Source organism: Novosphingobium panipatense (assembly GCF_900182875.1).
GTDB lineage: Bacteria > Pseudomonadota > Alphaproteobacteria > Sphingomonadales > Sphingomonadaceae > Novosphingobium > Novosphingobium panipatense.
Genome location: NZ_FXUI01000037.1, coordinates 1 through 6,183, shown reverse-complemented (window position 1 = coordinate 6,183; position 6,183 = coordinate 1). Strand labels below are relative to the sequence as shown.

Annotated in this window: 3 protein-coding genes and 1 pseudogene; 3 read left to right on the top strand and 1 reads right to left on the bottom strand. The window is 60.0% G+C overall.

Annotated features, from left to right (window positions below):
* Both QOL62_RS19445 and QOL62_RS19440 read left to right on the top strand, forming a co-directional pair.
* Nucleotides 1-1,228, top strand: a 1,228-nt coding sequence (locus QOL62_RS19445) for a dihydrolipoyl dehydrogenase family protein (RefSeq protein ID WP_283407284.1), incomplete at its 5' end; no start/stop codon positions are given.
* A gap of 91 nt (nucleotides 1,229-1,319) precedes the next feature.
* Nucleotides 1,320-4,289 carry a Tn3 family transposase gene (locus QOL62_RS19440; protein WP_014072601.1) on the top strand — a complete coding sequence of 990 codons (2,970 nt, stop codon included), beginning with the start codon at nucleotides 1,320-1,322 and terminating at the stop codon, nucleotides 4,287-4,289.
* A 60-nt stretch (nucleotides 4,290-4,349) separates the two neighbouring features.
* Here the strand turns inward: QOL62_RS19440 and QOL62_RS19435 are convergent.
* Nucleotides 4,350-5,233, bottom strand: a pseudogene (locus QOL62_RS19435) (IS3 family transposase); the annotation flags it as partial.
* Between the two features lie 59 nt (nucleotides 5,234-5,292).
* Here QOL62_RS19435 and QOL62_RS19430 point away from each other — a divergent pair.
* Complete coding sequence (locus tag QOL62_RS19430; protein ID WP_260401587.1) at nucleotides 5,293-5,943, top strand: SDR family NAD(P)-dependent oxidoreductase; 651 nt, start codon at nucleotides 5,293-5,295, stop codon at nucleotides 5,941-5,943.
* Nucleotides 5,944-6,183 lie beyond the last annotated feature (240 nt).

Below are 6,183 nucleotides of genomic sequence, written 5' to 3'. Positions count from 1 at the left end.
TGCCGAAGCGGTGCATGGTGGGCTTGCCGCCGCGCGCTTTCCCGGCCTTGGGGGCGCTGTCCAGATGGATGACTGGTCCGTATTGGCGGCGTCGAAGGACGATCTTGTCACGACGCTGCGCCAAAAAAAATATGTCGATCTGCTGCCCGCCTATGACGGTGTGAGCTATATCGAGGGCAAGGCACGCTTTGCCGATGGTGCGCTGATTGTCGGCGATGCGCCCATGAAGGTCGGCAAGGTCATATTGGCGATGGGTGCGCACGCCGCCGTGCCGCCGATTCCGGGGATGGACAGCGTGCCCTACCTAACCAGCACATCGGCGCTGGCGCTGGATCGCTTGCCCAAATCGCTGCTGGTGATCGGTGGCGGGGTGATCGGGGTAGAACTGGGACAGATGTTTTCGCGTCTGGGCGTTGATGTCACCATCTGCTGCCGAAGCCGCCTGCTCCCCGAAATGGACCCGGAAGTGAGTGCCGCGCTGAAAAACTATTTGGAAGCCGAGGGCGTGCGGGTTTGCGCAGGTGTCGGCTATCAGCGTATCGCCCAAACACAGAGCGGGGTCGAATTGACCTGCGAGGGGCATTGTGACACCGTCGCGGCGGAACAGGTGCTCATCGCCACCGGACGCCGACCCAATAGCGACGGGCTTGGGCTGGAGGAGCGCGGCATAGTGCTTGCCCGTAATGGTGGAATCGTCGTCGATGACCACCTCGAAACGTCGGTTCCAGGCATTTACGCGGCGGGCGATGTAACGGGACGGGACCAGTTCGTCTACATGGCCGCCTATGGCGCAAAACTGGCCGCGCGCAACGCGGTGACGGGCAACCAATACCGCTACGACAATTCCTCCATGCCATCCGTCGTCTTCACCGACCCGCAAGTCGCCAGCGCCGGCCTCACTGAAACGACAGCACGGGCGCAAGGCCTGGACATCAAGGTTTCGCTGCTCCCGCTCGATGCTGTGCCAAGGGCACTGGCAGCACGCGATACGCGGGGTCTCATCAAACTGATTGCCGACAAGGCGAACGACCGTTTGCTGGGCGGCCAGATCATGGCACCCGAAGGCGCGGATTCGATCCAGACACTGGTGCTGGCGATCAAACACGGCATGACCACCCTGGAATTGGGTGCAACGATATTTCCTTACCTGACCACTGTGGAAGGCCTCAAACTGGCGGCCCAAACGTTTGATAAGGATGTCGCCAAACTGTCTTGCTGCGCCGGGTGATTGCTCGGGGATCAACCGGCAACGAATGGCCTCCCTCCAGTGCAAGCCGCTTTGGTGTCAATTTTGTTATTCGCCTCAGCGGGAGAGCAAAATGGCACGACGCCGACTTCTGACCGGAGACGAGCGCCGGCGCCTGTTCGATCCTCCTGTCCAAGAAACCGCGATCATTGGGCATTATACCCTTTCTGCGGAAGATGTTGAATTGGTTGGGCGCCGCTATGGTCCAGCAAATCGCCTCGGTCTGGCTGCACAAATCGCTTTGATGCGACATCCCGGCTTTGGTCTGCAACCCGAGATCGGGCTTCCCGACGTCATTCTTCAGTACCTCGCGGCACAGTTATTCGTCGATCCTTCCTCCTTCTCTGCATATGGTCAGCGCGCGCAAACCCGTACCGATCATGCCGATCTCGTGGCGCGTTATCTTGGCATACGCCCGTTTCGACGCGGCGACCTGGCACTTGCCCTGAATCTTGCCGCGCAAGCCGCCGAGTATACAGACAGAGGTGAACCGATTGTTCGCGCCCTCATGGTTGGCCTGAAGGGTGAGCGGTTCATTCTTCCGTCAGGCGACACACTGGAACGCGCCGGTCTTGCTGGCCGGGCACGCGCACGCAAAGCTGCCGCAGCCGCAATCGTCGAAGGCCTCAGCTCTGCTGAACTGACACGGCTAGACGAACTCGTAATCAACAACCCGGATTTCGGCATGACACCGCTGGCGTGGTTGCGTAATTTCGAAGAAGCCCCGACTGCGGCCAATATCAATGGCTTGCTTGAGCGCCTGCGCTATGTTCGCGGCATAGGTATCCACCCGGTAGTTGGGGGCGCCATTCCGGAATTCCGCTTTGCCCAATTTGTCCGCGAGGGCGGCGTGGCACCGGCATTCCTGCTTTCGGATTACAGCGTCAATCGCAGGCGGGCGACGTTGACGGCCGCAGTGATCGACCTTGAGGCCAGACTTGCCGATGCCGCGATCCAAATGTTTGACCGACTTATCGGCGGCATGTTCACGCGCGCGCGGCGTGGGCGCGAGCGTCGCTACCAAGATAGTATTCAGTCGGTGGGGCAACTCATGCGGCTGTTTGGCGCCACGATTACAGCACTTGATGAGGCTGTCCAGAATGGCGGCGATCCGCTCGAATTGATTGACGAAGCGGTGGGCTGGCACCGGCTTGTTGCGGCAAAGGCCCAAGTAGATGCCCTTGCTGATCTTGCCGGCGAGGACGCACTGGTAACGGCAACCGAGCGTTACGCCACGCTACGGCGTTTCAGCCCGGCATTTCTGGACGCCTTCACCTTCAAGGCGTCTGGAACAGGGACGGCACTGATCAAAGCCATCGATGTCATTCGCGATGCGAACACACGAAAGTCGCGCGACCTTCCCGATGGCGTTCCACTGCCATTCCCCAATCGGCAGTGGAAGCGTCTCATCACCGAAAGCGGCCGTATCGACCGCCGACGTTATGAAATTGCGATCATGGCAACCTTGCGTGATCGTTTGCGCGCCGGTGATGTATGGATCGAGGGAACCCGCAACTATCAGCGCTTCGATGCCTATTTGCTGGGTCGGCGCGACGCCGCCAAAGTGGCGGATGTGCTTCCGTTCGATTCAAATGCTGCATCCTACCTCGCTGACCGGGCACGAAATCTTGACTGGCGGCTGCGCCGATTTGCCAAGCAGTTGAAAACAAACAAGCTTGAGGGAGTGTCGCTCGAACGAGACCGGCTCAAGCTTCAGCAAATGCCGCCTGTCACCCCACCGGAAGCTGAAGCCCTCGATCGCAAGCTCGATACCCTGCTTCCCCGCGTGCGCATCACCGAGCTGCTGCTTGAAGTCGCCGAACGCACTGGTTTTTTGAACGCATTCCGTGACCTGCGCTCAGGCAAGGAGCACGACAACCCCAGCACGGTACTCGCCGCAATTCTGGCTGATGGCACCAACCTCGGGCTGGAGCGGATGGCCAATGCCAGCGAAGGCGTCAGCTATGCCCAACTCGCATGGACCCACAACTGGTATCTTTCACCCGAGAACTATCAGGCCGCGCTGGCCATGATCATCTCAGCCCATCACGAATTACCCTTCGCGCGGCATTGGGGCGCTGGCACCAGTTCGTCGTCCGATGGCCAGTTCTTCCGGTCGGGGCGGAGCCGTTCAGGGGCGGCGGACGTCAATGCCAAATATGGCGCCGAACCTGGCGTGAAAATCTATTCTCACCTTTCCGATCACTTCGCATCATTCGGATCACGGATCATGTCCGCGACGGCAGGTGAAGCGCCTTACGTGCTCGACGGGCTTGTCCTGGGCGCCGGCAACCTTCCGTTGCATGAGCACTATACCGATACCGGCGGCGCCACCGATCATGTTTTCGCACTCTGCCACCTACTCGGGTTCCGCTTCGCGCCCCGGCTGCGCGATATTGGCGACCGCAAGCTGGGTTCGATCGCTGCGCCATCGACATACAAGGGCATCGAAAATCTGATGGGCCGCACCATCAAAACGGCAGCGATCGAGGCCGATTGGGATGACATCGTCAGGATTGTCGCCTCAATCAAGGATGGCACGGTGGCGCCGTCAGTAATCTTGCGAAAACTTGCCGCCTACAAACGCCAGAACAGGCTGGATTTTGCATTGGCTGAACTGGGCCGTATCGAGCGCACTTTGTTCACGCTCGATTGGCTTGAACAACCGGAACTGCGACGTGCCTGTCAGGCCGGTCTCAACAAAGGCGAGGCGAGGCACACGCTTGCCGCCGCCATCTATACCAACCGGCAGGGTCGGTTCACCGATCGCTCGCTGGAAAATCAGGAATTTCGCGCATCTGGGCTGAACCTGCTGATTGCGGCGATTTCCTACTGGAACACGGTCTATCTCGACCGGGCCGCCCAGCACCTCAACGCTGTCGGCACGACGTTCGATGCGGCACTGCTTGCGCACCTTTCTCCGATGGGCTGGGCGCACATCAGTCTGACCGGCGATTACCTCTGGGAGCAGGCCAGGCGACTTCCAGCAGGTGAATTCCACCCACTCAACGAGCCAATGGCGCGGTTGAAGCGTGTAGCGTAGCCCATGTTCCGCTTATGTCCGAGAAATCGTTGTCTGGCGAACAAACCTTGAGGTGACGCCATATTGGCTGCCGCGGTCCGAATGATGAATGAGCCCTTGGGGCGGACGCCGCAGGACGAGGGCCTTGCGCAGCGCCGCCAGCGCGAGATCGCGGTGCAGCCGGTCGCCGACAGCCCAGCCGACGACGCGACGGGAGAACAGGTCGATGACCACGGCCAGATAGAGCCACCCCTCTCTGGTCCAGACATACGAGATGTCGACGCCCCACTTCTGGTTGGGCGCGGTCACGGTGAAATCCTGGTCGATGATGTTCGGCGCGATCGGCCAGGCGTGTTCGCTGTCGGTCGTCCGTTTGAACCGGCGCTTCTGCCGGGCGCGCAGGCCGTTCTCGCGCATCAGCCGCGCCGTGCGACGCCGCCCGATGGCAAAGCCATCATCCTGCAACTCGCGCGTCATGCGTGGACTGCCGTACGTGCCGTTCGACAGCGCGAACCCCGAGCGGACATGCGCCAGCATCACCATGTCGTCGCGCTGGCGCCGACTGGCCGGGCGATCCTTCCAGGCGAAATAGCCGCTCTGGCTGACGCCGAGTACCTGGCAGAGGCGGTGGACCGGGAAATCCTTTCTCGCCCGATCGATGAGCGTGAACTTCATCGACTTCCCTCCCGGGCGAAAAAAGCGGTCGCCCGCTTCAGTATGTCACGCTCCTGCCGGAGGATCTCGTTCTCCCGCCGAAGCCGCTTCAACTCGGCAGCCATATCTGCCTGCGGCGCTTGACCGGGTGCCTCCACCAAACGATCCCGGCTGCGGCCGATCCAGCGCACCAGCGTCGATAGCCCGACACCCAGATCCTCCGCTATCTCCCGTTGCGTGCGTCCACTGGTCGCCACCAGTCGGACCGCTTCCTCCTCGAATTCCTTCGTGAAACGTCGCTGCTTCGTCATCGAGTTCGCCTTTCACCTCAAGGGAACTCTCCACTTTTCCGGGGCAAGTCCACGACAACTTGCGGGAGCTACAGACCGAAATTGACGAGCGGTTCAATGTGCCGTGCGAGATTATAGTGGCTGATCAACGTGAAATCGAGGGCAGGGAGAAAATCGCGGCTAAGGTTGCAGAATTGCAAGTAACAGCCGCTTTGTTGGTTGCCGGAATGACGAGCGTTGGTTCATTTGATGCAGGCCGTGCCGACACTTATGCCGAGGTAATTGAAACAAACATACTCGGTTTCACGGATTTGCTGGCTCGCCTGATTGCGATTTTCAGGGAGCAGCCGTTTGAATCCTCAGTAATCGCCGTGTCGAGCCTGGCGGGCGAAACATCCGTGCCCTTCCAAGCGGTCTACGGCGCGTCGAAAGCCTATGTGAGCACCCTCATGCGAGCGCTTTCCGTGGAGCTTGCCGGGACGGGAGTGAGTGTTGGGTCTTTTGCACCCGGTGGAATCGACACAGACATGGCTGCCCTCAGCGATTTGAAGTGGGGGAGGTTGGGTTTGATGGACGTTGACCGGTGCGCGGCCCATGCAGTCCACGTTCTGGTTTATCGGCAATCCTTCGCCATACCGGGGATGGGCAACCAGCTCACATATTTGGCGAGCAGGGTTCTACCTCGATCGTTGGTCAATCGGATTGCCGCCCTCCCATATCGGCGCCCGTAGGGCGGCACCACATAAAAGGGGCAGGAAAGCCTGCGAATAGCATCTGCTGGCATCGTACCGGATTTGTTCGCCCTTAGCGTGCAGATACGTCACTTTCGTGTAGTCACCCCTTCTTGTTTCCTCTTCGAAATTGGACTGTGCTGATGAGTTTGAGCGATGGTGGCTTCGCTCATACACTACGCGCTACCAGGCCCCTGCCCGTTTCTTAGGCTTAACGTTGTAGCTCAAGACCCCGGGGGC

What these genes read in the sequence shown, in the direction of transcription:
- QOL62_RS19440 (WP_014072601.1), top strand. Translation starts at nt 1,320, where the DNA reads ATGGCACGACGCCGACTTCTGACCGGAGACGAGCGCCGGCGCCTGTTC.